The 26370-nt window shown below is 69.3% G+C and carries 19 protein-coding genes; 18 read left to right on the top strand and 1 reads right to left on the bottom strand.

What is annotated here, in order from left to right:
* Positions 1–58 precede the first annotated feature (58 nt).
* Genes cobW through G3A50_RS04325 form a run of 6 tightly spaced genes read left to right on the top strand, consistent with a single transcriptional unit; the run spans position 59 to position 7792 of the window.
* Positions 59–1126, top strand: coding sequence for a cobalamin biosynthesis protein CobW (gene cobW / locus G3A50_RS04350; protein WP_163074115.1), 1068 nt, complete (start codon positions 59–61; stop codon positions 1124–1126).
* 18 nt (positions 1127–1144) lie between these two features.
* Positions 1145–4396: a cobaltochelatase subunit CobN gene (cobN, locus tag G3A50_RS04345; protein WP_163074114.1), complete on the top strand. Its 3252-nt coding sequence runs from the start codon at positions 1145–1147 to the stop codon at positions 4394–4396.
* Complete coding sequence (gene cobG / locus G3A50_RS04340) at positions 4393–5655, top strand: precorrin-3B synthase (RefSeq protein ID WP_163074113.1); 1263 nt, start codon at positions 4393–4395, stop codon at positions 5653–5655. Before cobN ends, cobG begins: the two co-directional genes overlap by 4 nt.
* On the top strand, positions 5656–6291 hold the full coding sequence (locus G3A50_RS04335) for a precorrin-8X methylmutase (protein ID WP_425483441.1): 636 nt from the start codon (positions 5656–5658) through the stop codon (positions 6289–6291).
* On the top strand, positions 6288–7025 hold the full coding sequence (locus tag G3A50_RS04330; RefSeq protein ID WP_163074112.1) for a precorrin-2 C(20)-methyltransferase: 738 nt from the start codon (positions 6288–6290) through the stop codon (positions 7023–7025). The genes G3A50_RS04335 and G3A50_RS04330 overlap by 4 nt, the downstream gene beginning before the upstream one ends.
* Positions 7022–7792, top strand: coding sequence for a precorrin-3B C(17)-methyltransferase (locus G3A50_RS04325; RefSeq protein WP_163074111.1), 771 nt, complete (start codon positions 7022–7024; stop codon positions 7790–7792). The genes G3A50_RS04330 and G3A50_RS04325 overlap by 4 nt, the downstream gene beginning before the upstream one ends.
* 65 nt (positions 7793–7857) lie before the next feature.
* On the opposite strand, the gene G3A50_RS04320 is transcribed toward G3A50_RS04325, so the two are convergent.
* Positions 7858–8652 (bottom strand): cobalt-precorrin-6A reductase, encoded by a 795-nt coding sequence (locus G3A50_RS04320; RefSeq protein ID WP_163074110.1) that lies wholly within the window; start codon positions 8650–8652, stop codon positions 7858–7860.
* On the opposite strand from G3A50_RS04320, the gene cbiE reads away from it, so the two are divergent.
* From cbiE to modA, 12 genes are all read left to right on the top strand, one after another.
* On the top strand, positions 8651–9961 hold the full coding sequence (gene cbiE, locus G3A50_RS04315; protein ID WP_163074109.1) for a precorrin-6y C5,15-methyltransferase (decarboxylating) subunit CbiE: 1311 nt from the start codon (positions 8651–8653) through the stop codon (positions 9959–9961). The two genes, G3A50_RS04320 and cbiE, sit on opposite strands and share 2 nt — an antisense overlap.
* Positions 9958–10347 (top strand): cobalamin biosynthesis protein, encoded by a 390-nt coding sequence (locus tag G3A50_RS04310; protein ID WP_163077281.1) that lies wholly within the window; start codon positions 9958–9960, stop codon positions 10345–10347. The genes cbiE and G3A50_RS04310 overlap by 4 nt, the downstream gene beginning before the upstream one ends.
* 5 nt (positions 10348–10352) lie before the next feature.
* Positions 10353–11111: a precorrin-4 C(11)-methyltransferase gene (gene cobM, locus G3A50_RS04305; RefSeq protein ID WP_163074108.1), complete on the top strand. Its 759-nt coding sequence runs from the start codon at positions 10353–10355 to the stop codon at positions 11109–11111.
* Positions 11108–12418 (top strand): cobyrinic acid a,c-diamide synthase CobB, encoded by a 1311-nt coding sequence (locus tag G3A50_RS04300; protein WP_163074107.1) that lies wholly within the window; start codon positions 11108–11110, stop codon positions 12416–12418. The genes cobM and G3A50_RS04300 overlap by 4 nt, the downstream gene beginning before the upstream one ends.
* Before the next feature lie 60 nt (positions 12419–12478).
* On the top strand, positions 12479–12856 hold the full coding sequence (locus G3A50_RS04295) for a DUF423 domain-containing protein (RefSeq protein ID WP_163074106.1): 378 nt from the start codon (positions 12479–12481) through the stop codon (positions 12854–12856).
* A gap of 88 nt (positions 12857–12944) precedes the next feature.
* A complete protein-coding gene (locus tag G3A50_RS04290) occupies positions 12945–15443 on the top strand; it encodes a glycogen/starch/alpha-glucan phosphorylase (protein ID WP_163074105.1) in 2499 nt (832 codons plus the stop codon).
* 171 nt (positions 15444–15614) lie between these two features.
* On the top strand, positions 15615–17861 hold the full coding sequence (gene glgB / locus G3A50_RS04285) for a 1,4-alpha-glucan branching protein GlgB (protein WP_163074104.1): 2247 nt from the start codon (positions 15615–15617) through the stop codon (positions 17859–17861).
* A gap of 7 nt (positions 17862–17868) precedes the next feature.
* On the top strand, positions 17869–19137 hold the full coding sequence (glgC, locus tag G3A50_RS04280; protein WP_163074103.1) for a glucose-1-phosphate adenylyltransferase: 1269 nt from the start codon (positions 17869–17871) through the stop codon (positions 19135–19137).
* A 70-nt stretch (positions 19138–19207) separates the two neighbouring features.
* Positions 19208–20665 (top strand): glycogen synthase GlgA, encoded by a 1458-nt coding sequence (gene glgA, locus G3A50_RS04275; protein WP_163074102.1) that lies wholly within the window; start codon positions 19208–19210, stop codon positions 20663–20665.
* Complete coding sequence (gene glgX / locus G3A50_RS04270) at positions 20662–24816, top strand: glycogen debranching protein GlgX (protein WP_163074101.1); 4155 nt, start codon at positions 20662–20664, stop codon at positions 24814–24816. Before glgA ends, glgX begins: the two co-directional genes overlap by 4 nt.
* 32 nt (positions 24817–24848) lie before the next feature.
* Positions 24849–25277 carry a hypothetical protein gene (locus G3A50_RS22540; RefSeq protein WP_246252116.1) on the top strand — a complete coding sequence of 143 codons (429 nt, stop codon included), beginning with the start codon at positions 24849–24851 and terminating at the stop codon, positions 25275–25277.
* Positions 25278–25554: 277 nt separating this feature from the next.
* Positions 25555–26346 carry a molybdate ABC transporter substrate-binding protein gene (gene modA / locus G3A50_RS04260; RefSeq protein ID WP_163074100.1) on the top strand — a complete coding sequence of 264 codons (792 nt, stop codon included), beginning with the start codon at positions 25555–25557 and terminating at the stop codon, positions 26344–26346.
* Positions 26347–26370: the final 24 nt, after the last annotated feature.

Raw genomic sequence — 26370 nt, 5'->3', positions numbered from 1 at the left:
GGCCGGTGCATCCCGTGACCCGACTGGTTTCGTGCCGACCGGTTTCTGGAGAGCCCGCATGAACACTGCCCAGACGTCCACTCTTTCGCGGGTGCCGTGCACCATCGTCACCGGCTTCCTCGGCTCGGGGAAGACCACGCTGATCCGGCATATCCTTGAGAAGGCGCGCGACAAGCGGCTCGCGGTGATCGTCAACGAGTTCGGTGATGTCGGTATCGACGGCGAGATCCTGAAGGGCTGCGGCATCGAGACCTGCCCGGAGGAGAACATCGTCGAACTCGCCAATGGCTGCATCTGCTGCACGGTGGCGGATGACTTCGTGCCCGCGCTCGACGCCATTCTCGCCCGCGAGCCCAAGGTCGACCACATTCTGATCGAGACCTCGGGCCTCGCGCTGCCCAAGCCGCTGGTGCAGGCCTTCCACTGGCCCGCCATCCGCAGCCGGGTGACCGTGGATGGCGTGGTGGCCGTGGTCGATGGCGATGCGCTGGCCGCCGGCCGCGTCGCCCATGACCATGACGCACTGGCCGAACAGCGCGCCGGCGACGTCTCGCTCGACCATGACGACCCGATCGAGGAAGTGTTCGACGACCAGATCGCCTGCGCCGATCTCGTGATCCTGACCAAGGCCGACCTGATCGACGCCGCCGGCATGGCGCGCGCCCGCGCCGCGCTCGACGCCGAGCTGCCCAAGGGCGTGCGCGTGGTCAGCGTCTCCGGTGGGCGGATCGATCCGGCCATTCTCATGGGGCTGGGCGTCGGGACCGAGGACGACATCGAGAATCGCCGCACCCATCATGACGACGAGCTGGAACACGACCATGACGACTTCGACAGCTTCGTCGTCGAGGTGCCCGAGATCGCCGATCCGGCCGAATTCGCGGCGCGGGTGACGCGGGCGGCGGAAGAGGCGGATGTGCTGCGCGTGAAGGGGTTCCTGCCGGTTTCGGGCAAGCCGATGCGGCTGCTGGTGCAGGCGGTCGGCCCGCGCGTGAGCCACCAGTTCGACCGGCCGTGGGGCGCTGGCCCGCGTGTCGGGCGCCTCGTCGCCATCGGGCTGAACGGGCTCGACCGGGCGAAGGTCGAGGCCCTGCTTGCCGGCCACGACGCACCCGTACCGGCCTGACCGGGAAGCGCCGGCGCCATGCACATCCTCACCACCACATCGACCAGCCTCGACGATCTCGTCGAGCCGGTCGACCTTGGCCAGACGCCGGGCGATGTGGTGGTGCTGTCCTTTACCGACAGCGACCTCGGCGCGCTGGCGCGGGCGCAGGGCGGGCCCGGCGGCGCGGCGCTGCCCAGCCTCAGGCTCGCCAGCCTGCGCGACCTGCGCCATCCGATGTCGGTCGATCTGTGGATCGACAAGGTCGCGGTGCACGCGCGGGTGATCGTGGTGCGCCTGCTCGGTGGGTTGGACTGGTGGCGCTACGGGGCCGAGCGGCTGGGGGCGGAAGCGCGGGCGCGGGGCATCGCGCTGGCCATCCTGCCGGGCGAGGACCGCGACGACCCGAGGCTTGCCGAGGCTTCCACCCTTGCCGCCGATGAACTCGAGGCGCTGCTGGGCTATTTCCGTGCCGGCGGGCCGGACAATATGCGCCAGCTGCTGCATCGCCTGGCCGGCCATGCCGGCCGGGCTCTGCCCTTCGCGGCTCCGGTGCCGGTGCCGCTCGCCGGGCACTATCCCTGCGGTGTGCCGGCCGGCGAGGGGCCGGTGGTGCCGGTCATTTTCTACCGCTCGATGTGGCTGGCGGCCGATGCCGCCCCGGTGGACGCGCTCTGCGCCGCGCTGGCCGAGCGCGGGCTCGATCCACGCCCCGTCTTTGTCGCCAGCCTGAAGGAGCCGACCTCCATCGCCTTTCTGGAGGGGATGCTGGCGCAGGTGAGCCCCGCCGTGATCGTGACGCTCACCGCCTTCGCCGCCGCTGATCCGGGCACGCAGACCGTGCTGGACCGCGCGGGCGTGCCGGTGCTTCAGGGCGTGGTCGCGACCACGCGGCGTGAGGCGTGGCTCGACGGCGCGCGCGGGCTAACGGCGTCGGACCTCGCCATGCATGTGGTGCTGCCCGAGCTCGATGGCCGCGTGCTGGCGGGCGCGCTGTCCTTCAAGGCGCCGGACCCCGCCCCTTCGGTGCCCGGTTTCTCCGCGCTGGTGAACCGGCCGGAGCCGGACCGTGTCGCGCAGGTGGCTGATCGGGTGGCGGCGCTGGCGCGGCTGCAGGCGCTGGCGCGGAACCAGCGCCGGGTGAGCGTGCTGATGCCCGACTATGCCGGCGTGCCGGGCCGTACCGGCTGGGCGGTGGGGCTCGACGTACCCGCGAGCGTGCGGGCGCTGCTGCAGGATCTGCACGCGGGCGGCTACCAGGTGAGCGACATTCCCGGTGACGAGCAGGCCCTGCTGCGGGACCTTGCCGCCTCGCCGGGCGCCTCGCTTTCGCTCGAAGCCTATCGGCGCCTTACCGCGGCTGTGCCGGCCGAGGCCATGGCGCAGATCGACGCGGCCTGGGGCGCGCCGGAGGACGACCCGGATGTCGCGGAGGGCGCGTTCCGGTTTCGCGCCCGCACGTTCGGCAATGTGACGCTCGCGTTGGCGCCGGACCGAGGCAGCCTGGCCGAGCGGCGGGCGCAGTATCACGACCCGGTGCTGGCGCCGCGCCACGCGCTGCTGGCGTTCGGGCTGTGGCTTCAGCGCGAGGCCGACATGGTCGTGCACATGGGCGCGCATGGCACGCTGGAATGGCTGCCGGGCAAGCATGTGGCGCTGACCGCCGGGTGTTTCCCCGAGCTGGTGCTCGGCAGCCTGCCGGTGGCCTACCCCTTCATCGTGTCCAATCCCGGCGAGGCGGCGCAGGCCAAGCGCCGGATCGCGGCGGTGACGCTCGGCCATCTGCCCCCGCCCACCATCGAGACCGGCCTTGCCGGCGAAGCGCGCGAGCTGGAACGGCTGGTGGACGAATACGCGCAGGCCGACGGGCTCGACCGGCGCCGGCGCGACCGGCTGGCGCGGCTGATCGTCGAGGAGGCAACCCGCACCGGGATAGCCCGCGATGCCGGGCTCGGTGGCGATGCCGACCCCGATGAGGCGCTCCGGCGGATCGACGCGTTCCTGTGCGATATCAAGGAGATGCGGCTCAAGGACGGTTTCCATGTCTATGGGCGTGGCGCCTGCGGGGAGGCCGAGCGCGACGGGCTTATGGCGGCGCTGGACGGGCGGCGGGTGGCGGCAGGGCCAGCGGGCGCACCGGGGCGCGGGCGTACCGATGTGACGCCGACCGGGCGAAATCTCTACGCCAGCGACCCGCGCGCCCTGCCGACATCGACGGCGATGGACCTCGGCCGGCTGGGCGCCGAGGAGGTGGTGCGCGCCTATATGCAGCTTCACGGCGACTGGCCGCGCGCGCTGGTGCTCGACCTGTGGGGTAGCGCGACGCTGCGCACCGGGGGTGAGGAGATCGCGCAGGGGCTGGCGCTGATCGGCGCGCGGCCGACGTGGGATCCCTCCAGCGGGCGCGTGACCGGCATCGAGGTGCTGCCCACCGCCGCGATGGGGCGCCCGCGCATCGATGTAACCTTCCGCATTTCCGGGCTGTTCCGCGACCTGTTCCCCGCCCAGATCGCGCTGCTGGATGCCGCGCTGAAGGCGGTGGCGCGGCGCGACGAGCCGCCGGACGAGAACCCGCTGCGGGCCGCGGGCGAGGGAGACGCACCGCTGCGGATCTTCGGCACCGCGCCGGGAGCCTATGGCGCCGGGCTCGAGGCCGGGGACATCGATCCTGAGGCGCTGGGCGCGGCCTATCTCGATAGCGCTTCCCACGCCTATGGCGGCGCGGAAGGTGTGGGACGCGCGGCGGGCGCGGCGTTCGAGGCGCGGGTGGCGGCGGCGGACCTGCTTGTCCACGGCGCCGACGATCCGGGGCGTGACCTGATGGAGGGCGACGCCGACCTCGCCTTTATCGGCGGTTTCGCGGCCGCCGCGACGCGGCTGGGGCGCACGCCCGATCTCGTGGTGCTGGACACCGCCGACCCGGCCCGCCCGACGGCGCGCCCTCTGGGCGAGGCCATTGCGCGGATCGTGCACGGGCGGGCGAACCCGCGCTACATCGAGGGCCTGATGCGGCACGGCCCGCGCGGCGCGGCGGAAATCGCCGAGACGGTGGACCGCCTGATCGGCTTCGCGGAAGCGACGCCGGCGGTGCCCGGCCATCTGATCGACCTTCTGCACGCCGCCTATGTGGGCGATGACAGGGTGCGCGCCTTCCTGATGGATGTCTCTCCCGAGGCGGCGCGCTTCGTTGCCGGGCGATTCGCCGGTGCGCGCGACAAGGGGCTCTGGCATCCGCGCCGCAACGATGTTGGCGCCGACATCGCCTCGCTGCGCGGGGAGGCGGCGGAATGAGCGCCGCGTCCGTCCGCGCCATGCGCCGGGGCGCCTGCCCGAGCCTGCCCGCGCCGATGCAGACCGGGGACGGGTTGCTGGCGCGGCTCCAGCCCATGGAGCCGTTGACGCTCGACCAACTCGCCGGGCTGGCGGCGCTGGCGAGCGAGCTGGGCAACGCCATCGTGGAAGTGACCGCGCGCGGCAAGCTCCAGCTGCGCGGACTGACGCCCGCCAGCGCGCCGCATCTCGCCGCGGGCGTCGATGCGCTGGGGATCGAGGTGCAGCCGGGATTCCCGGTGGAGACCAGCGCGCTGGCCGGGCTCGATCCGGCCGAGGTCTTCGACCCGCGTCCGCTGGCGCAGGCGATCTCGAACGCCGCGAGCGGGCTGGTGCCGGGCCTCGCGCCCAAAGTCTCGGTGGTGGTGGATGGCGGCGGTTCGCAGCATCTGCGCGCCCTGAAAGCCGACATAGCCGTCACCGCCGGGGGCGGCGGGCGCCTTCTGGTGCGTCTGGCCGGCGTCGCGGCCGGGGAGGTGGTGCCCGAGTGGGCCGTCACCAGCGTGGTCGGGCTGCTGGAACAGCTCGCCGCGTGCGGACCGGCGGCGCGGATGGCGGAACTGGTGGCGCGTGAGGGAATCGATGCCCTGCGCGCGAGTGCGGGGCTGACGCCGGCGGCTGATCGCGCCTGTCCCCCCGCCGAGCCGGTCGGGGTTCATTCGCTCACCGATGGCACGCTGGCGCTCGGCCTTGGGCTTGGCTTCGGACAGGTGGAGGCCGGCGCGCTGGCGGGACTGGCGGCAGCGGCGCGGGACGCGGGCGCGCGGTGCGTCGAGCCTGCGTCCGGGCGGGCGCTGCTGGTCATCGGACTGGCGCCGGAGACCGCGCGGCAGCTGAGGGCGACGGCCGAGGGGCTTGGCTTCATTACCGATCCGCAGGATGTGCGCCGCCGGGTGATCGCCTGTTCCGGTGCCCCGGCCTGCGGCTCGGCGCGGATGGAGACCCATGCGCTCGCGGCCGCGCTGGCAGGCGCGCTCGCGCCCTCCATTGCCCATGGCGATGTGCATGTGTCGGGCTGCGCCAAGGGCTGCGCGCATCCCGCGCGGGCGCTTGTCACCATCGTGGGGCTGGACGAGGGGATGGGTCTCGTGGTCGAAGGCACGCCGCGTGATGTTTCGGCGCAGGACGTTCTGGGGCGCGACGTGCCGGTGGCGCGGCTGGCGGAAATGGTACGCGAGATGTTGCGGAAGACGAGTGCGATGAAGAAGGACCCGGCCTGAGTGTCCATCCCGTTCGATTATGTACGCGACGGCAACGCGATCTATGAGCGCTCCTTCGCCATCATCCGCGAAGAGGCCGATCTCGGCCGGTTCGCGCCGGAAGAGGCGGATGTGGCGGTGCGGATGATCCATGCCTGCGGGCTGGTGGAAGCCGCGTTCGCCATCGATTTCGCGCCCGGCCTTGTCCGTGCCGCGCGCCGCGCGCTCATGGACGGCGCACCGATCCTGTGCGACGCCGAGATGGTGGCGCATGGGGTGACGCGGGCGCGGCTGCCGGCGGGCAATGAGGTCATCTGTACGCTGCATGATCCCGCCGTGCCCGATCTCGCGGCACGGCTCGGCACCACGCGCTCGGCCGCCGCGCTGGAGCTGTGGCGCGACCGCATGGAAGGCGCGGTCATCGCCATCGGCAACGCGCCGACCGCGCTGTTCCGGCTGCTGGAAATGCTGGACGCGGGCGCGCCGAAGCCGGCGGCGATCCTCGGCATTCCGGTCGGCTTCGTGGGAGCGGCCGAATCCAAGGATGCGCTGGCGGCGGGCGAGCATGGCGTGCCCTGGCTGGTGGTGCGCGGGCGGCTCGGAGGCAGTGCGATGACGGCGGCTGCGGTGAACGCTCTGGCGAGGCCCGGCATATGAACGCACCAGCAGCAGGACGCCTCATCGGCGTGGGTGTCGGGCCGGGTGATCCGGAACTGATGACGCTGAAGGCCGCGCGGGCGCTGCGCGAGGCCGATGTCGTCGCCTATTTCGCCAAGCGCGGCAATGCGAGCCATGCACGCGCCATCGCCTGCGACCATTTTCGCGAGGGAGCGATCGAACTGGCGCTGGGCTATCCCGTGACCACGGAGGCGCCCAAGGACGAGGCGCCCTACAAGGACGCCATCGCGGCGTTCTACGAAGAGGCCGCGCACGACGTGGCGGCCCATCTCGACGCGGGGCGGACGGTCGCGGTGCTCTCCGAGGGCGACCCGCTGTTCTATGGCTCCTACATGCACCTGCATGTGCGGCTGTCGCAGCGCTACCCGACCGAGGTGATCGCCGGCGTGACCGGGATGTCCGGCTGCTGGTCGCAGGCGGGGGCGCCGATCGCGCAGGGAGATGACGTGCTCAGCGTGCTGCCGGGCACGCTGGCCGAGGGGGAGCTTGCCCGCCGGCTTGGCGAGACCGACGCGGCGGTGATCATGAAGGTGGGGCGAAACCTGCCGAAGATCCGCCGCGCGCTGACCGCCGCCGGCAAGCTGGACCGCGCGCTCTATATCGAGCGCGGCACCATGAACGGGAGCCATTGCGTGAAGCTGACCACGCGCGATGAAAGTCCGGCGCCCTATTTCGCCATCGTGCTGGTGCCGGGCTGGGGTGCACGTGGATGAACGGACGGTCAGGCGGATATCTCGTGGTGGTTGGCCTCGGGCCGGGAGAAGCGCTCTTCCTCACCCCTCAGGCGCAGGAGGCGCTGGAGCAGGCCGAAGCGATCTACGGCTACATGCCCTATCTCGACCGCGTGCCGGTGCGCGAGGGCCAGCAGCGCTTCGCCTCCGACAATCGCGAGGAGCTGGCCCGCGCGGGCGCGGCGCTGGCCCATGCCGCGAGCGGGGCGCGCGTCGCCATGGTCTCGGGCGGCGATCCGGGCGTCTTCGCCATGGCCGCGGCGGTGATCGAGGCGATCGATGCCGGGCCGCCGGAATGGCGCGCCCTGGACCTTTCCATCGTGCCGGGCATCACCGCCATGCTGGCGGTGGCGGCGAAGACCGGTGCCCCGCTCGGACACGATTTCTGCGCCATCTCGCTCTCCGACAATCTCAAGCCCTTCGAACTGGTGGAGAAACGGCTGCGGCTTGCCGCGCAGGCCGGCTTCGCGATGGCGTTCTACAATCCCGTGTCGAAGGCGCGGCCGTGGCAGCTCGACCGGGCCTTCGAGGTTCTTCGGGAGGAATTGCCCGGTGATGTGCCGGTGATCTTTGGCCGCGCCGTCGGGCGGCCCGACGAACGGCTGCGGGTACTGCCGCTGGCCAATGCGCGGGGGCACATGGCGGACATGGCGACCTGCATCATCGTCGGATCTGTCGAGACCCGGACCGTGGAGCGGCCGGGGTTGTCGACGCTCGTCTACACGCCGCGACGGGCGGGGCCCCGCTGATGCTCGCCCGCCATGGCGCGGACGCAATCGGGAACGGCGCGCTCCGCGCCTTCGCAAGGGGGCCGCTAGAGCACCCCGGGGCAGCGCGCATCCAGCCACGCCGCGACATCTTCAAGGGTTCCCACGGTCTCCACCTCCGGCCGGGCCGGGCGGGCGACCATGATTACTTCAATACCAAGCGCACGGGCGGCGGCGATCTTGCCGTAGGTGGCGGTTCCGCCGCTGTTTTTGGACAGCACCGCGTCGATGCCGTTCCCGTTCAGCAATTCGCGTTCCTCCGCCTCCTCGAAAGGCCCTCGCGCCTCGATGGTGCGGACGGAAGGAAGGGCGAGCGGCGGGTCGACGGGGTCGATGCTGCGCACGAGATAATGGTGCCGTGGGGCGGCCTCCAGCGCCCGCACCTCGTTGCGCCCGAGGGCGACCAGCACGCGGCGCGGCCGGTCTCCAAGCTGCGCGACGGCTTCGGGAATGGTGTCGGCATGGGTCCACCGGTCCCCCGCGCAGGGCTGCCATGGCGGGCGCACCAGGGCGAGCAGCGGCACGCCGGCGCGGCGCGCGGCCTCGGCCGCATTGTGCGCCATGACGGCGGCAAAGGGATGGGTGGCATCGACAAGCAGGTCGATGCGCTCGGCCTTAAGGTGCGCGGCCAGCCCCTCGGCGCCGCCGAAGCCGCCGGTGCGCACCGGCGCGGCAAGGTCGAGCGGGTTGCGCGTGCGCCCGGCAAGGGACAGGCTGACGTCGAACCCCTTGCCCTCGCCCGGTGCGGTGAGGCGGGCGGCGAGTTCGCGGGCTTCCCCGGTGCCGCCGAGAATCATCAGGCGTGGACGGCGGCTCTGCCCGCCGCTGGAAGGTGAGGTCATGGTAAATGTCTTGACCGACGCTGAACCGAGGACGCCCGAAGCGCCGCGCGACGATGCGCAGGAGCGGCGCTGGTTGTCCATCGTCGGCATGGGCGAGGAGGGGATCGAGGGGCTCTTGAACGCCGCGCGCATGGCGATTTCCGACGCCGAACTCGTGTTCGGTGGTGCGCGCCACCTCGCGCTGGCGGGCTCGGCGATAAAGGGAACGGCCTCGCCCTGGCCGAGCCCGTTCGAGCGGGGGATCGAGGCGGTGCTGGCGGCGCGCGGGCGAAAGGTCTGCGTCATCGCCTCGGGCGACCCATTTCTCTACGGCGTTGGCGCGGTGCTGGCACGCCATCTGACGGCGCCTGAGATGCGGGCGTTTCCCGCGCCCTCTTCCTTCAGCCTCGCGGCGTCGCGCCTTGGCTGGGCACTGGCGGACACGGCGTGCCTGACCGTGCATGGCCGGTCGCTGGATCTCATAAGGGCCCATCTTCATCCCGGACGACGCCTGCTGGTGCTCACCTCGGACGGGGCGGGGCCGGGAGAGATCGCGGCGTTGTTGACGCAGGCAGGATTCGCCGGCTCCACGCTCCATGTGCTGGAAGCGTTGGGCGGCCCCCGCGAGAGGGTGCGTACCGCGCGCGCGGAGCGTTTCGCGCAGGCGTTCGACGGCACGGTCATCGATCCGCTCAACCTTGTCGGTATCGAGGTCGTGGCGGGCGAGAGCGCGCGGATTATCGCCCGCGCGCCGGGGTTGCCGGATGATTTGTTCGAGCATGATGGCCAGCTCACCAAGCGCGAGGTGCGGGCTGTGACGCTGTCCGCTCTCGCTCCCCGCCGGGGGGAGATGCTGTGGGATATCGGCGCCGGCGCCGGTTCGGTCGCTATCGAGTGGATGCTGGCCGACCCCTCCCTGAGGGCGATCGCGATCGAGGAACGCGCGGCGCGGGCGGCGCGGGTGCGGCGCAATGCGGCCTCTCTGGGAACGCCGGGGCTCAAGGTGATCGAGGGACGGGCGCCGCAGGTGCTGGGCGGTCTTCCCGTTCCCGACGCGATCTTCATCGGCGGGGGCGCGGGGGACGACGGCGTGGTGGACGCCGCGCTCGCCGCCCTGAGGCCCGGTGGACGGCTGGTGGTCAATGCGGTGACGCTGGAAACCGAAGCCCGGCTGATCTCGCTGCACGCGGCGCGGGGCGGGGAGCTGGTGCGCCTTTCCATTGCGCGCGCAGTGCCCGTCGGCGGGCTCACGGGCTGGCGCCCGGCGATGCCGGTGACGCAATGGAGCTGGACCAAGCCGCCGACCGCCGGGCCGGAGGGCGGGCGGTGATCGTCGCGGGCGTCGGCAGCCGACGCGGCGTGAGCGCGGAAGAGGTCTGCGCGGCGGTGCGCGGTGCGCTGGCGCGGCACGACGTGAAGCTGTGCGACATTTCACTGATGGCGACGCCGGCCCTGAAGGGTGGTGAGGCGGGCATCATCAAGGCCGCGCTGGACCTCGGCCTGCTGCTGGTGATGGTGCCGCAGGCGCAGCTCGAAGCCGCCGGCCAGCGGGCGATCACCCATTCCGAACGGGTGGTGGCGCTGATGGGCGTGCCCTCTGTGGCGGAAGCCTCGGCATTGGCGGTGGCGGGACGGCGTTCCGCGCTGGTCGGGCCGCGCTTCGTGCTGGGGCCGGTGACATGCGCGTTGGCGCGCGAGGCGGACAAGGGGACGTAGACGCGGTGACAGTGCATTTCATCGGCGCGGGGCCGGGCGCGGCGGACCTGATGACGCTGCGCGGGCGCGATCTCATCGCGCGCTGCCCGGTGTGCCTCTATGCCGGCTCGATCGTGCCCCCGGAGGTGCTGGAGTGGTGCCCCTCGGGCGCGCGTATCGTCGATACCGCCCCGCTGGCGCTGGACGAGATCGAGGCCGAATATGTTCGGGCGGAGCAGGCCGGGCTCGACGTCGCGCGGCTGCATTCGGGCGATCTGTCGATCTATTCGGCGGTGGCCGAGCAGGTCCGGCGACTGGAGCGGCACGGCATTGCCTATACGCTGACCCCCGGTGTGCCCGCTTTCGCGGCGGCGAGCGCGGTGCTCGGGCGCGAACTGACCGTGCCGGGGCTGGCGCAGAGCCTCGTCATCACCCGTGTGTCGGGGCGCGCCTCGGCGATGCCGGAGGGCGAGACGCTCGCCGCCTTCGGGGCCACGGGCGCCACGCTGGCGATCCACCTCGCCATTCACGCCCTGGACAAGGTGGTGGCCGAGCTGACGCCGCTTTACGGCGCCGACTGCCCGGTCGCGGTGGTGGTGGAGGCGACGCGGCCGGGGGAACGGGTGATCGCGGGCACGCTGGGCGACATCGCCGGGAGGGTTGCGGCCGAGCCGGTGGAGCGCACGGCGTTGATCATGGTCGGGCGTGCGCTGGCGGCGGAAGGGTTTCGCGAAAGCGCGCTTTATGATGCCACCTATCAGCGCCGCTTCCGGGGGCGCGAGTGAGCGCGCGGGGGCTGATCATCGGCGCGCCGCGATCGGGGTCCGGCAAGACCACGGTGACGCTGGGCACGGTGGCGGCGCTGGCGCGGCGCGGGGTGAGGGTGCGGGCGGTGAAATCCGGGCCGGACTACATCGACCCCGCCTTTCATGCCGCCGCCACCGGCGCGCCGGGACTGAACCTCGACAGTTTCGCCATGTCGCCCGACCTCATCGACGCGCTGGCGGGAGAGGCGGCGCGCGATGCCGAGTTGATCATCATCGAGGCATCGATGGGCCTGTTCGACGGCGTGGCGGGCACGCGGGGCCGCACCGGCTCCGCGGCCGACCTCGCCGCCCGGCTCGACCTGCCGGTGGTGCTGGTGGTGGATGTCTCCGGGCAATCGCAATCCGCCGCCGCCGTGGTCCGCGGCTTCGCGACGCATGATCCCCAGGTCCGCATCGCCGGTGTCGTACTCAACAAGGTGGCAAGCGAGCGCCACCGCGCGCAGGCCAGCGAGGCCATCGCCGCCTTGGGCATTCCCGTGCTTGGCGCGGTGCTGCGCGACGTATCGCTGAGCCTTCCCGAGCGCCATCTGGGGCTGGTGCAGGCGAGCGAGCATCCGGCGCTGGAGACGCATTTCGCCGCGCTGGCGGACCGGGCGCAGGCGCAGATCGACCTCGACGCGCTGATGGCACTGGCGCGGCCGATGCCACCGGCGACGGCCGCGCCAGTGCCTTTGGCGCCGCCCGGCCAGCGCATCGCCCTGGCGCGCGACGTCGCGTTCTCCTTCGCTTATGAGCATCTGGTGCAGGGCTGGCGAAGGGCGGGCGCGGAAATCGCCACCTTCTCGCCGCTTGCCGACGAGGCGCCCGATGACGCCTGCGATGCGCTGTGGCTTCCCGGTGGCTATCCCGAACTCCATGGCGCCCGACTGGCGGGCGCGACGTGTTTTCTGGAGGGCGTGCGCCGTTTTGCCGAGACCCGTCCAATCCATGGCGAGTGCGGCGGCTTCATGGTTCTGGGCGAGACGATGGAGGATGCGGAAGGCGTCGTGCACCCCATGCTCGGCCTGCTGGGCCACAGCACCAGCTTTGCCAAGCGCAAGCTCAATCTCGGCTACCGGCGGGTGGAGACGCTGGCCGCCTCGCCGATCGGTCCGGCGGGCGCGCGTTTGCGTGGCCACGAATTCCATTATGCGCGCGTCACACGAAGCGGCGACGATGCGCCGCTGGTCGCGCTGGCCGATGGGCAGGGTAAGGAAATGGGGATGGCCGGCAGTCGCAGGGGGCGGGTCTCGGGGACCTTCTTCCATGTGATCGCCACCGAATAACTGCTGGGTGATCTCATCACGTGCCCGACGATCGCCGCCAACCACCGAACGGAGCGAACCATGAACATGCTGCGCCGCCTCATTGTCCTGCTCGCCGGTCTCATGGGGGCGGCCGGGGTGGCGGCGGCTGCCGCCGGCGCGCATATCAGCGCGGACCCGAACCTGACGACGGCGGCCTATTTCCTGCTGTTCGGCGCCGGGGGCGCGCTGGGTGCCGCGGCGCTGGCCGCCGCGCGCGGGCCGGGCTGGTCCTTCGCCGACATCGGCGGCATCGTCATCGCGCTCGGGGCGGGTTTGTTCGGCGGAGCGCTGGCCTCGCGCGCGCTCTGGGAGATTGTTCTTTTTCCTATGGCCGCCCCCATTGGGGGTACTATGCTAATCGCGGGATGGTTGATCGTCGCGCTGTCGGCGTTCGAGCGTTGGGGTCGTGCCGGCTAGTTGGCCAAAAGGTTGCATGAACGGCCAACAGGTCCGCCGCCGTCGGCCAGGCCGAAGCGGATGACCGCAAGGGGAGCACAAGCTGCACATGTCAGTCGAGGTCGAGGATAAGATGCTGGACAAGTCGGAGACTGCCGCGCGGGCGGCCGCTGCGGGCGATGACGTCGCGAAGTTTCGTGCCGCGGTCATCTCCAAGCTGACCTACGCAGTGGGCAAGAATCCGGCAGCGGCGAGCGATCGCGACTGGTTCCTTGCCACTGCCTTCGCCACCCGCGACCGCATCGTCGACCGCTGGATCACCTCCACGCGCCAGACCTATTCGGAAGGGCGCAAGCGCGTTTACTACCTCTCGCTCGAATTTCTGATCGGCCGGCTGCTGTTCGATGCGCTGACCAATATCGAGATGCTCGAGACCGCGCGCTCGGCGCTGGGCGACCTTGGCGTCGATCTCGACCGGCTGCGCCAGGTGGAGCCCGACGCGGCGCTGGGCAATGGCGGCCTGGGACGCCTCGCGGCCTGCTTCATGGACAGCATGGCGACGCTCTCGATCGCCGCCTACGGCTACGGTATCCGCTACGAGAACGGCCTGTTCCGCCAGATGATCAAGAATGGCTGGCAGAAGGAATATCCCGAGGACTGGCTGTCCTTCGGCAATCCGTGGGAGTTCGAGCGCCCCGAGGTCTATTACGACGTCGGCTTCGGTGGCTCGGTCGAGGCGGTGCCGGTGGGGGGCGACCGCAAGAAGCAGATCTGGCATCCGGGCGAGACGGTCGAGGCCGTCGCCTATGACACGCCGATCGTGGGCTGGCGCGGTCACCATGTGAACACGCTGAGGCTGTGGTCGGCGCGCGCCGCCGACCCGATCCGGCTCGACGCCTTCAACCAGGGCGACCATGTCGGCGCGCTGGTGAACCAGGTGAAGGCCGAGGCGATCTCGAAGGTGCTCTATCCTTCCGACGCCACGCCCGCGGGCCAGGAGCTGCGCCTGCGCCAGGAGTATTTCTTCACCGCCGCCTCGCTGCGCGACCTGACGCGCCGCCATGTCGACAGCTTCGGCGATGTGCGCTCGCTGCCCGACAAGGTGTCGATCCAGCTCAACGATACCCACCCCGCCATCGCTGTCGCGGAACTGATGCGCGTGCTGGTGGACGAGCACGACATCGAGTGGGACGAGGCGTTCGACATCACCACGCGGACGATCTCCTACACCAACCACACCCTGCTGCCCGAGGCGCTGGAGACGTGGCCGGTGCCGCTCATGGAGCGCCTGCTGCCGCGCCACATGCAGATCATCTACCTGCTCAATGCAAAGCACCTGGAAAAGGTGAGCGCCGAGTTCCCCGGTGATGACGCGCTGCTCTCCTCGGTCTCCCTGATCCAGGAAGATCATGGCCGCCGGGTGCGCATGGGCAATCTCGCCTTCCTCGGATCGCATTCGATCAACGGCGTGGCCGCGCTGCACAGCGAGTTGATGAAGACGACCGTCTTCAAGGATTTCTACCGGCTGTTCCCGGAGCGGATGAACAACAAGACCAACGGCATCACCTTCCGCCGCTGGCTCTACCAGGCCAATCCCGGGCTCACCAACCTGCTGGTGAATGTGTGCGGTCCCGCCGTTCTCGACGATCCCGCCGAACTGAAGAAGCTTGAGGCCTTCGCGGCCGAGAGCTCGCTCCACGAGCGGCTGATGGCGGTGAAGCGCCAGAACAAGGTCGCGCTGGCGCGGCTCATCCGCGACCGGCTGGACATCAAGGTCAATCCAGGCGCGCTGTTCGACGTGCAGATCAAGCGCATCCACGAATACAAGCGCCAGCTTCTCAACGTGCTGGAGACCATCGCGCTCTATGACGCGATGCGCGCCAACCCGGCCAAGAACTGGGCGCCGCGCGTCAAGATTTTCTCCGGCAAGGCGGCGGCCAGCTATCACATGGCCAAGCTGATCATCAAGTTGGCCAATGACGTCGCCAAGGTGGTGAATGACGACCCCACGGTCCGCGACCTGCTGAAGGTGGTGTTCCTGCCGAACTACAACGTGTCGCTTGCGGAGGTGATCATCCCGGCGGCAGACCTTTCCGAGCAGATCTCCACGGCCGGTATGGAAGCCTCCGGCACCGGCAACATGAAGATGGCCCTCAACGGCGCGCTCACCGTCGGCACGCTCGACGGCGCCAATGTCGAGATCAAGGAGCATGTCGGCGACGACAACATCTTCATCTTCGGCCTGACCGCCGAGGAAGTGGAAGCGCGCCGGGCCAACGGCATCGACGAGTACGGGTCGATTCAGGCCTCGCCGCATCTGGGCGAGGTGCTGGACGCGGTGGAGTCCGGCGTGTTCTCGCCCGACGAGCCGGGCCGCTACAAATCGCTGGTCGATGCGCTTCGCCACCACGACTACTTCCTGGTGACCACCGATTTCGACGCCTACTGGAACGCCCAGCGGGAGATTGACGTGGCGTGGCACGATAAGGCGCGCTGGTGGACGTCGAGCGCGATGAACACCGCCAATATGGGCTGGTTCTCCTCGGACCGGACCATCTCGGAATATGCGCGTGATATCTGGAACGTGCCGGTGCGCCCGGGGCGCTGAGCCCCCGCGCTCCTGCGGATCCCCCGCGGTGCGCCGGAGTGAGGGCCAGGCCCACCGCCGTTCGAAAAGGCTGAGTGAACGCTTATTGTGGACTTTGTGTCGACGGTAAAGGAACCTTCATCCTGCTCGGGTCTTGATGAACTGAAACCCAGGCAGGGAAGGTTTGACGATATGGTTGCGTGGCAGTCGCCGGACCGCGAGGTCGAGGCACTTGTAGGGGGCCGCCACGCCGACCCTTTTGCGCTGCTCGGTCCTCATGAAGTCGCGTCGGGCGTCATCATTCGCGCCTTCGTGCCGGACGCGCAGACGCTGGAGGCGATCGATGCCGACGGCTCCGTCATCGTCGCGCTCACCGACCGGCATCCCGCCGGCTTCTTCGAAGGCCTGGTGAAGGGGCGCCCGGTTTGGGCGCGTTACCGGCTGCGCGCGCGCAATGCCGGTGGCGAATGGGTGCTGGACGATCCCTATTCCTTCGGTCCGGCGCTGGGAGAGATCGACGATCATCTGCTGGTCGAGGGCACGCATCGCCAGCTTTATGAGCGGCTGGGCGCGCATCCCTGTGTCCATGAGGGTGTCGAAGGCACGCGCTTCGCGGTGTGGGCGCCCAATGCCTCGCGGGTCTCCGTTGTCGGCGACTTCAACCGCTGGGACGGGCGCACCCATCAGATGCGCAAGCGCGTCGACAGCGGGCTCTGGGAAATTTTCGCCCCCGGCGTCGGCGAGGGCGCGATCTACAAATACGAAATCATCTCCGCCGATGGCCGGCTGCTGCCGCTGAAGGCGGACCCGTTCGGCTTCCATGGCGAACTGCGCCCGGCGACCGGTTCCGTCGTGGCGCGGGTCGACAATTTCGAATGGCACGACGCCGCCCATATCGAGGCCCGCGCCAGGGGTGAGTCGCGCGAGAAGCCGATGGCGACCTACGAGGTCCATCTCGGCTCGTGGCGGCGCGGGGAAGACAATCGCTGGCTTACCTATGACGAGCTCGCCGATCAGCTCGTCGACTATGTCGCTTGGATGGGCTTCACCCATATCGAGCTGCTGCCTGTTTCCGAGCACCCGCTGGATGCCTCCTGGGGCTACCAGCCGATTGGGCTGTTCGCGCCCACCAGCCGGTTCGGCGACCCGGCCGGTTTCGCCCGTTTCGTGGATCGGGCGCATCAGGCCGGGCTGTCGGTGATCCTCGACTGGGTTCCCGCGCATTTTCCGACCGATATTCACGGCCTCGCGCATTTTGACGGAACGGCGCTTTATGAGCACGCCGACCCCAAGCGCGGCTTCCATCCGGACTGGAACACGGCGATCTACGATTTCGGCCGGCGCGAAGTCGCCAACATGCTGATCGCCAATGCGCTGTACTGGCTCGACAGGTTCCATATCGACGGGCTGCGCGTCGATGCGGTCGCCTCGATGCTCTACCTCAACTATTCGCGCCGCGACGGCGAATGGTCGCCCAACCCGGACGGCTCCAACGACAACAAGGACGCTGTCGGCTTCCTCCAGCGCACCAACGAGGCTGTCTACGCCGAGCATCCCGGCACCGTGATGATCGCGGAGGAATCGACCTCCTGGGCCGGTGTATCCGCGCCGGTCTATGCCGGCGGGCTTGGCTTCGGCTTCAAGTGGAACATGGGCTGGATGCACGACACGCTGGACTACATGTCGCTGAATCCGGTCCACCGCCCGTGGCACCACGACAAGATCACCTTCGGGCTGGTCTACGCGTTCACCGAGAATTTCGTGCTGCCGCTGTCCCATGACGAGGTGGTGCACGGCAAAGGCACCGTGCTGAGCCGCATGCCCGGAGACGACTGGCAGCGCTTTGCCACGGTACGCGCCTATTACGCGCTGATGTGGGCCTATCCCGGCAAGAAGCTGCTGTTCATGGGCCAGGAATTCGCCCAGCGCGGGGAATGGAGCGAGGAGCGCTCGCTCGACTGGCACCTGCTGGCGATGGGGCCGCACCACAGCGGCGTTCAGGCGCTGGTGCGTACGCTCAATCTCACCTATCGCGACGAGGTCGCGCTTCACGCCCATGACTGCGCGCCCGAAGGCTTCCGCTGGATCGTGGTGGACGATTCACAGCAGTCCATCTTTGCCTGGGTCCGCTTCGGCCGGGACGGCGATGCGCCGATCGTGATGGTGGCCAACATGACGCCGGTGCCGCGCCCCGGCTACCGGATCGGCATGCCTCATGCGGGGCGCTGGCGCGAGATACTCAACACCGATGCCGCCGACTATGGTGGCTCGGGCGTTGGCAATCTCGGTGGCACGGTCGCCGAGAACGTGCCCAGCCATGGCCTGCCGGCAAGCGCGGAGATTGTGCTGCCGCCGCTGGCGACGCTTTATTTCAAATGGGAGCCGGACATACCGGAGCCCGGCGTGCCGGACAGCGTTCCGGATAACAAAGGGGAGTAGACGCTACATGGCAAGAAAGCCGGCTCACCACGCACCGCTCGCCCGAACGGCGATGGCTTACGTGCTCGCCGGCGGGCGCGGCAGCCGCCTGATGGAACTGACCGACCGGCGCGCCAAGCCCGCGGTCTATTTCGGCGGGAAGTCGCGCATCATCGACTTCACCCTGTCCAATGCGCTCAATTCCGGCATACGCCGCATCGGCGTCGCCACCCAGTACCAGGCCCACAGCCTGATCCGGCACATGCAGCGCGGCTGGAACTTCTTCCGCCAGGAGCGCAATGAGAGCTTCGACGTGCTCCCGGCGAGCCAGCGCGTCTCCGAAAGCATGTGGTACCTTGGAACCGCCGACGCGGTGTACCAGAACCTCGACATCATCGAAGCCTACGAGACCCGGCACATCATCATTCTGGCCGGCGACCACGTCTACAAGCAGGACTACGAGTTCATGCTTCAGCAGCACGTCGACCAGGGCGCCGACGTGACGGTCGGGTGCCTGGAAGTGCCGCTCGACGAGGCGACCGCTTTCGGCGTGATGCATGTCGACGAGAGCGACAACATCCTGTCCTTCCTGGAAAAGCCGAAGTCGCCGCCCTCCATGCCCGGGCGCCCGGACAAGGCGCTGGCCTCGATGGGCATCTATGTCTTCGAGACCAAGTTCCTGATCGACCAGCTGCGCCGCGATGCCGCCGATCCGCATTCCACGCATGATTTCGGCAAGGACATCATCCCCTACATCGTGAAGCACGGTAAGGCGTGCGCGCACCATTTCTCGCGCTCCTGCGTGCGTTCGGACATGGAGACGGCGCCCTATTGGCGCGATGTCGGAACGGTGGACGCGTACTGGGAGGCCAATATCGACCTCACCGGGGTTGTGCCGGAACTCGATCTGCACGACCGCGACTGGCCGATCTGGACCTATGCCGAGATCACCCCGCCGGCCAAATTCGTGCATGACGACGAGGGTCGCCGCGGGCAGGCGATCTCCTCTCTGGTCTCGGGCGGCTGCATCATTTCCGGCTCCTCGCTGCGCCGGGCGCTGCTGTTCACCGGTGTGCGGGTGAACTCCTACGGGTCGATCGAGAACGGAGTGATCCTGCCCTATGTCGAGGTCGGCCGTTCGGCCCGGCTGAAGAACGTGGTGATTGATTCCCATGTGCGCATTCCCGAGGGCCTCGTCGTGGGCGAGGATCCGGAACTGGATGCCAAGCGCTTCCGCCGCACGGACAAGGGCATCTGCCTGATCACCCAGTCGATGATCGATCGCCTCGACGTCTAGGCGATCGGCGCGGTCGGCAGCGCAGCGGCGGGGGCCGGGTTCATGCGGGCAGGGATACGGGGACGGCAGGGTGTCTGAGTTCAAGGTTCTTTCGGTCGTCTCCGAGGTCTATCCGCTGGTGAAGACCGGTGGTCTTGCAGATGTCGCCGGCGCGCTTCCAGCGGCCCTCGCGCCTCATGGAGTCGACATGCGCACGCTCATTCCCGGCTATGCGGCGGTGCTCGGCGCCTTGACCCGGGCCGAGCCGGTGCATCATTTCGATCATCTATTCGGCGGCCCGGCACGCCTGCTCGATGCCGAGGCGGCGGGGCTGCGGCTCTTCGTCATTGACGCGCCGCATCTCTATGACCGGCCGGGCGGGCCGTATTCCGACCCGGCTGGAGTGGACTGGCCGGACAATGCCGAGCGCTTCGCCGCGCTCGGCGCGGTGGCGTCCGGCATCGGTCGCGGGCTCGTGCCGGGCTTCGTGCCGGCGGTCGTGCATGCCCATGACTGGCAGGCGGGCCTCGCGCCGGCCTATCTGCACTATTCGGGCGGGTGGCGACCGGGAACGGTCATCACCATTCACAACATGGCGTTCCAGGGAAAATTCCCCGGCACCATCGCCCCGCAGCTCGGCTTTCCCCCCGAGGCGTTCTCGATCCACGGCATCGAATATTATGGCGCGGTCGGCTACCTCAAGGCTGGGCTGAAGCTGGCGGACCGCATCACCACCGTGTCCCCGACCTATGCCAGCGAGATCCTGCTGCCCGAGGGCGGCATGGGGCTTGAAGGGCTGCTCAACGACCGCGCGGACGTCGTTTCCGGCATTCTCAACGGGCTCGACACGGTGGCGTGGGACCCGGCCACGGATGATCACCTGGCTGCCCGCTTCGACGTGAAGCGGCTGAAGGCGCGCGACGCCAACAAGGCCGCGCTTCAGCGGCGCTTCGGGCTGCACGAAGATCCCGATGCGCTGTTGTTCGGTGTGGTCAGCCGCCTGTCCTGGCAGAAGGGGCTGGACCTGCTCGCCGAGAATATCGGCACCTTGCTCGAAATGGGCGGGCAGCTGGCGCTGCTGGGTTCGGGCGATGCCGAGCTTTCCGGCCGGTTCTCGGGCGCCTCGGAAGCCCATGCCGGGCGCGTCGCCACGTGGTTCGGCTATGATGAGGGTGTGGCGCATCTGGTTCAGGCCGGGGCGGACGCGCTCATCGTTCCTTCACGCTTCGAGCCCTGTGGCCTGACCCAACTCGCGGCGCTGCGCTACGGCGCGTTGCCGGTGGTGGCGCGGGTCGGTGGGCTCGCCGACACCGTGATCGACGTCAACGAGATGGCGCGCGGCATCGGTGTGGGGACCGGCGTGCAGTTTTCTCCGGTCACGGCTCCCGCCCTGCATCAGGCGTTGAGGCGCACGCGCGCGCTGTTCCAGGACAAGGTCCTGTGGCGCAAGCTCCAGCGCAATGCGATGACGACGGATGTGTCCTGGCAACGCGCGGCGGGCGAATATGATCGCCTCTATCGCACCCTCGCGGCGGAGCGCGGCGTTTGAGCACCTACGCGATCGACGATGGCAGCCCCGAGCCGCTGGGCGTCACGGCGGATGGGCGGGGCGTCAATGTCGCGGTGTTTTCCGCCCATGCCGAGCGGATCGAGTTCTGCCTGTTCGATCCCGCGGGCGAGACCGAGATCGCCCGGATCGTCCTGCCGGCGCGAACCGGCGATGTGTTCCACGCGCATATTGGAGACGTGCCGCCGGGCGCGCGCTACGGCCTGCGGGCCACGGGGCCCTGGGCGCCGGAGGCCGGTCACCGGTTCAATCCCTACAAGCTGCTCGTCGACCCCTATGCCAGCCGGCTCGACCGCCCCTTCCAGCTGGCGCCAGCCCTGTTCGATACGCGCGCACTGGGCGCCCCACGCGACGAGGTGGACAGCGCGCACGTCGTGCCGAAGGCGATCGTCGCCCACCCGTCCGCCGAACCGCCGAGCCGGGCGGGATCGTTCCCCTGGGACGACGAGGTGCTCTACGAACTGCATGTGCGCGGCTACACACGGCAGCATCCCGACATCGCGGTGGAGATGCGGGGCACCTTCGCCGCGCTGGCCGAGCCGCCGGCTCTTGAGCATCTCGTCCGGCTGGGCGTGACCACCGTGGAGCTGATGCCCGCCATGGCGTGGGTCGATGAGCGCCATCTACCTCCGCTCGGGCTGACCAATTACTGGGGATACAACCCGGTGGTGTTCGGCGCGCCGGACCCGCGCCTCGCGCCCGGCGGCTTTCCCGAGGTGCGTCGCGCGATCGAAGCGCTGCACGAGGCGGGAATTCGCGTCGTGCTCGACGTGGTGCTGAACCACACCGGCGAGAGCGATGCCTCCGGCCCGACGATCAGCCTGCGCGGGCTCGACAACGCGACCTATTACCGCCACGCCCGCGAGAATGCCGGGCTTCTGATCAACGACGCCGGCACCGGCAACACGCTGGCGCTGGAGCGCATGCCGGTGCTGCGGCTCGGCATGGACATGCTGCGGCGCTGGGCAGGGGCGGGGCTTGACGGCTTCCGCTTCGATCTCGCCGCGACGCTGGGGCGCCGCCCGGACGGGTTCGATCCCGAGGCGCCGTTCTTCGCCGCGCTCCGGCAGGATCCGCAGCTGCGCGAGCTGGCACTGATCGCGGAGCCCTGGGACATAGGGCCCGGAGGGTATCAGGTCGGGCAATTCCCGGCCGAATGGGCGGAGTGGAACGACAAATTCCGCGACACGGCACGGCGTTTCTGGCGCGGCGAAGACGGTGTTGTGGGCGAACTCGCGACCCGCTTCGCCGGCTCGGCGGACGTTTTCGCGGCGCGGCACCGGCCCTTGTCGCGGGCCATCAATTTCATCACCGCCCATGACGGCTTCACCCTCGCCGATCTGGTCTCGTTCGAGCACAAGCACAATGAGGCCAATGGCGAGGACAATCGCGACGGTACCAACGACAATCACAGCTGGAACCATGGCGCGGAAGGCTGGACCGACGACGCCGCCATCATTGCGGCGCGGCAGGCCGACATGCGGGCGCTGCTGGCGACGCTGATCACCGCGCGCGGCACGCCAATGCTGACCATGGGCGACGAATGCGGGCGCTCGCAGGCAGGCAACAACAACGCCTACGCACAGGACAACGAGCTGACCTGGCTCGACTGGTCCAAGGTGGACGAGGAGTTGGCCGGCTTTACTGCGCGGCTGATCGCGTTGCGGCGGGAACATCGCGCCCTGCGCGGCGCGGCGCCGCTGGAGGGGCGGCCGGTCGATGGCAGCGGCATCGCCGATGTCGAGTGGCGGGCGCCGGAGGGCGGCCCGGTGCCATGGGACGCGCCGGGCAACCGGGTGCTGGTCGTGGTGCTTTATGCCCCCGCCTCCGGGAGCGAGGGGGCGGACCGCGTCACGGTCGCTCTCAATGCCTCGGGCGAGGCGCGGACACTGACGCTGCCCGAGCCGCGCGAGGGTTTCGCCTGGCGGCTCGCGATCGACACCGCCCGCCCGGACGGGTCGGAGGAGGGGGCAACCCTGTCGCCGCGCTCGGTGCAGGTGCTGGTGGAACAGGCGGTAGCCGGTGCGTCGCGCCGGGAAGTGGATCCGGCGCTGCTGGAAAAGCTGTCCTCCGCCGCCGGTATCGCGCCCGAATGGTGGGATGTCGAGGGCACGCATCATGCGGTGAGCGACGACACCAAGCGCGCCCTGCTCAAAGCGCTGCGTCTTCCATCCGATGGGGCGGGGGAGGTGCGCGACAGTCTGGCAAAGCTCTCGGACCAGCATTTCGGCCATGGCGTGCCCTTCGCCCGCGTGCTGCGGGTGGGCGCGGCGCGCACGCTGCGGCTTGGCGGCACCGCGGCCACCGCTTCGCGCCGACTCGATCTCGGCCTGCGGCTTGAGGACGGCAGCGAGATGGAACTCGCCATCCGCCCCGAGGAGGGTGAGCGCAAGAGCGTTCTACGTCCCGATGGCCGGCTGGCGACGGTGAGCACGGTGACGCTGCCTGAAATGCCGGTGGGGCGCCATACGCTCACCTTCGGCGACGAGACCTGCCGTCTCACAGTGGCGCCGCGGGCCTGCTACCTGCCGTCCTCCGTGGCGAAGGGGGAGCGTCGGTTCGGCGTGGCGGCCCATCTCTACACGCTGCGACGGGGCAATAACGAACCCGTGGTATACGACCAAGGCATCGGCGACTTCACCACGCTTGCCGATCTCGGTGCCCGCGCGGGCGCCGAGGGCGCGACGGTACTTGGCCTGAACCCGCTGCACGCGCTGTTTCCCAGTGATCGCGAGCGGGCGAGCCCCTATTCGCCGTCCGACCGGCGCTTCCTCGATCCGATCTATATCGACGTCGAAGCGCTGGGGGCGGATATGAGCGCCTTCGCGGGTCTTGGGGCGCTTGCTTCCGTGGACTACGCCCGCGTCTGGGCGCTGAAACAGGCGGCCTTGCGGACGGCTTTCGCGCGCTTCGACGCGGCGCCGGATCCCGATTTCGACCAGTTCGTTGCCGAGGGTGGCGCGGTGCTGAGGCGCTTTGCGGCGTTCGAGGCGATCTCAGCCGCGCAGCATGGCGCCAGTTGGCGTGACTGGCCGGACGGGCTCGCCATGGCGGACAGCGCGGCGGTCGACGCCTTTGCCGGCGCCCACGCGCATGAAGTGCGCTTCGCGCTTTGGCTGCAATGGGTCGCCGACCGGCAGTTCGCCGCCGCCGCTGGCACGGCGCGTGCGGCGGGGCTTGAACTTGGCTTCTATCGCGACCTTGCCGTTGGCACCGCCATGGACGGCGCGGAAGCGTGGTCCGAGGCCGGCATGCTGATGCAGGGCGTGACGATCGGGGCGCCACCCGACCCGCTTGGGCCGGAAGGGCAGAACTGGAACCTGCCGCCTTTCGACCCGCTGGCCTTGCAGCGCGACGGCTATCAGAGCTTCGCGCGGCTGGTCGCGGCCAATATGCGCCACGCCGGCGCACTGAGGATCGACCATGTGATGGGATTGCGCCGGCTGTTCCTGATGCCGAAGGGCGAGGGGGCGGTGGAGGGGGCCTACCTCTCCATGCCCTTCGAGGACCTTGCCGGGCAGGTGGCGCTGGAGAGCGAGCGGGCGAAGTGCCTCGTCGTGGGCGAGGACCTCGGCACGGTGCCCGTCGGCATGCGTGAACAACTTGCGGAGGAGCGGATGCTCTCCTACCGCGTGCTCTGGTTCGAGCGGCGGGACGGCGATTTCGCGCCGCCGGAAGCCTATCCGGAGGCGGCGGCCGCGTGTGTGTCGACCCACGACCTGCCGACGCTGGCAGGGTGGTGGATCGGCGCTGATCTCGATGAGCGCCGTGCGCTAGGGCTGGAAACGGAAGCAACACTGGCGGCCGCGCGGCTGGAACGCGTCGCCGAGAAGGGGCGCCTTGGCGCCGCGCTGCTGCGCGAGGGGCTGATCGCCGAGATGCCGGCCGCGGATGCCGCGCTCGATGATGGTTTCGTGGCCGCGGTGCATGCCTTTATCGCGCGCACCGGCTCGGTCCTGGCCTTTGCCCAGTTCGACGACCTGGCGGGCGAGACGGTGGCCGTCAACCTGCCCGGCACCGACCGTGAGCGGCCGAACTGGCGCCGGCGCCTGGCGCTGCCGGCCAAGGACGTGTTCGCGGGCTCACGTGCCCGCGCCGCGCTGGCGGCGATGAAGGGCGAACGCGGCGACTGAGGCGCGCGGTGCCGTCATGACGCGGGCCTGCTATGGCCGGTCTTGCCATGGCGCGGTTTTCCACCGCTGTGTTGCGCGCCGGCCGCGCGCGAAGATTTTTTCTTGTCGCGGGGCCCTTCATGGACCAAAGTTCCGGCTGCGCGACGCGCTGTCGCGCTGAGCCGAGCTGCGGTAAGCGGCCGGCCGGCCGCCGAAGAGCGGAAAAGGGAGGGAACGACATGCCGTATGGCGAATTCGACATCGTCACGCTCTCGCCTTCCACCGTGCGCGTCATGCACAAGGTGGCGCATCATATTTACGAATTTTCCTTGATGGATGATGGCAGTGGCGGCCGTGTGGTCCGCCAGGCTCCTTCGATCGTGGTCGGCAAGGATGGCGAGGAGTTTCCCGCCTGGGATCTCGTGCCGGAAGCCGAACGTGTCGCCGTTGAGGCGGCGAGCTATCCGGGCGTTGCCGGCTGAGCCTCGCCCGCTCGCATTCCTGACCCCCTCCGCTGATTCCTGAGGGCGCGAACCCGCGCGCACGGATTTTCCGTGTGCGTCGGTTCCCGCACGTCCGTGCCGGGAGCGCCTCGACGCGCGAAGGCGGAGGGACGCGCGGTCCATTCTTCGCGTCTGTCAGCATGGCATTACGACATTCGGCACGTGAAACGGCGCCGTGTGGCTAGCCTTTCACGGATCATCATGTATATGGACGGATACATGTATATGTTCGGATATATGATTGGGAGCCTTCACCATGCTGCCTCGCCGCTCTGTCCTTCACGCTGTCGCCGGCCTTGCCGTTGCGACGCTCGTTCTCATCCCACTCGGCGTTGGGCAGGCGCGTGCCGATGACACGCCCGTCATCTTCGCGGCGGCCAGCCTGACCAATGCATTCCAGGATATCGGCAAGGCCTACACCGACCGGACCGGCCAGAAGGTCATCTTCTCCTTCGCCGCGTCGTCGGCTCTGGCCAAGCAGCTCGAAGCCGGTGCGCCGGCCTCGATCTTCGCCTCGGCCAATGAGAAGTGGATGGATTTCACCGAGGCCAAGGATCTGACCCTCAAGGACACCCGCGTGACCCCGATCGGCAACAGCCTTGTGCTGATCATGCCGACGGACACGGCGAAGAAGGTGACGCCCGACGCCTCGTTCGACTGGGCCGGTTTCCTCGGCAAGGATGGCAAGCTCGTCACCGGCCTCACCGACAGCGTGCCGGCCGGCATATATGCCAAGACCGCACTGACCAGCCTCGGCCAGTGGGACGCGGTGAAGGCGCATATCGTGGGCACCGAGAGCGTGCGCGCGGCGCTCGCGCTGGTGGAGCGCGGTGAGGCGACCGCCGGCATCGTCTATTCGACCGATGCTGCCATCGCCAGCCATGTGAAGGTGGCCGGCACCTTTCCGGCCAGCAGCCATCCCCCGATCCGCTATCCCTTCGAGATCGTGAAGGGACAGGACACTGCAGCGACGAAGGCCTTCTTCGCCTTCCTCACCGGCCCCGAGGCTCGGGAAATCTATGTGAAGTACGGCTTCGTGGTGGAATAGGCCGCTCGCATCGTAATGTCGCGG

Origin of the sequence: Ancylobacter pratisalsi (genome assembly GCF_010669125.1) — a bacterium.
In the GTDB taxonomy this organism is placed as follows: domain Bacteria; phylum Pseudomonadota; class Alphaproteobacteria; order Rhizobiales; family Xanthobacteraceae; genus Ancylobacter; species Ancylobacter pratisalsi.
The sequence above is the reverse complement of the archived record's forward strand: the minus strand, read 5'-3'. Positions and strand labels throughout refer to the sequence as shown.